The 1,632-nt window shown below is 48.5% G+C and carries 1 protein-coding gene; it reads right to left on the reverse strand.

Going from position 1 to position 1,632, the window contains the following annotated elements; translation table 11 throughout:
• Nucleotides 1-91 precede the first annotated feature (91 nt).
• Complete coding sequence (locus JF818_RS06155; RefSeq protein ID WP_370570312.1) at nt 92-1,453, reverse strand: MATE family efflux transporter; 1,362 nt, start codon at nt 1,451-1,453, stop codon at nt 92-94.
• Between the last annotated feature and the right edge of the window lie 179 nt (nt 1,454-1,632).

A 1,632-nucleotide genomic window follows, 5' to 3' on the forward strand; every position in this document is an offset into this window, starting at 1 on the left:
CGTTCATGTATCATGATAATACCTTTTTGGTATTTGTAAAGAGAAAGATGTTCTTTGAACAAAGTTTTTTAAAACATTTGGAGGTACTGTTCTATATTACACGCTTGGTTTTCCACTTCCCCCGGGCAAACCGGGTGATGAAACAGATGCTTCTGAAGATCCAGTCAATATACATGCCAAACCATACCCCGTAGATTCCCCACCCGAAGAGTATTGCCAGAAGGTAGCTCATGCCAACCCTGCTTGCCCACATGCTCACCATGGATACAACCATGGTAAACTTGGCATCTCCTGCGGCCCGCAGGAAATTGGGAAGGGAGAATGCTGTTGGCCAGAGAATGGAACTGAAGATCATGGCTGAGCGAATAACGTTTGATGCAAGTTCGGTCGCCTCAACTGAGAGATTGAAGATCAAGACGATTCTTGGAGCGAAGATGAATACAGGGATTGCCACGATGATCATGGCAATATATGCAGCAAAGAGCAGCCTCTTCCCGTAGAAGACTGCCTGGTCTGGACGCTTTGCCCCGACTGCCTGTCCGATAACGGTGATCGAGGCCAGACCGATTGCCCCGCCAGGAATATTAACGAAGGATGCTACTGAGTTTGCAATGGCATTGGCTGCAATGGATGCTGTACCGAAGGCAGCAATGAATCCTTGCACAAGCAGTTTTCCAATCTGGAAAACGGAACCCTCAATCCCATTGGGGATACCTATATGCAGGATTCGTTTGATCATATCCCAGCGAAGGGACCAATGGCGATAGTTTCTCACTGAGATCTGATTGGTTGGATTGGTCAGTAATGCAAGGATGATCGCACTACCAATGATACGGCTGAGCAAAGTGCCTAGACCTGCACCAATTACACCCAGATGTAGGGCAAAGATGAAGTAGGCATTTCCTGCGACATTCACCAGATTCATGACCAGACTCACCCACAGTGAGATCTTGCTGTTTCCCATGGAGCGAAACAATGCCGCCGATGCGTTGTATGCAGCGAGAAAGGGTAGGGAGAGAAGGATATATATGAAGTAGGTTGCTCCACCTTCGAGAACTGATGTTTCAATCGATCCAAAGATAAAACTGATAATCTGCCTCCTGAATGGCATGCAGAGTATGAGCAGAAAGATTGAAACAAGCAGGGAGAGCAGTATCAGTTGCTTGGCTGCTGCATTGGCCGATGCATTATCCCTGTTTCCCAGATATTGGCTTGCAACCACTGCTCCGCCGGTAGCGAAGGCTGCAAAGAGCTGGACGATCAAAATGGTGATTGAATCCACCAAGCTGATGGCGCTTACAGCGCTTTCTCCGGCCGATGCAATCATGACCGTGTCAGCCATCCCGATGGAGACCATAAGCACTTGCTCGATGATAAGAGGAATAATAAGAGTATACAGAAAACGGCGGGAGAACATGGGCTCCAACGCCGTTTCCTGAAGGGTGGGTTTCACTATACTACCTCTTGCCCCTCTCTCTTGGTGAGGGCAACGCTGACAACCCGTTAATCGGTAAGCAGTCCTTCGTCATTGTCAAAGTTTTTCTTGCGTAGGTCCTTGAACCTGCGTACCAGCTCTTCCACTGTGAGGCTTGCCTTCTGTTCTCCGGCAACATCGAGGATGATGGACCCTTC

The organism is Sphaerochaeta sp. S2 (assembly GCF_016406725.1).
GTDB lineage: Bacteria > Spirochaetota > Spirochaetia > Sphaerochaetales > Sphaerochaetaceae > Sphaerochaeta.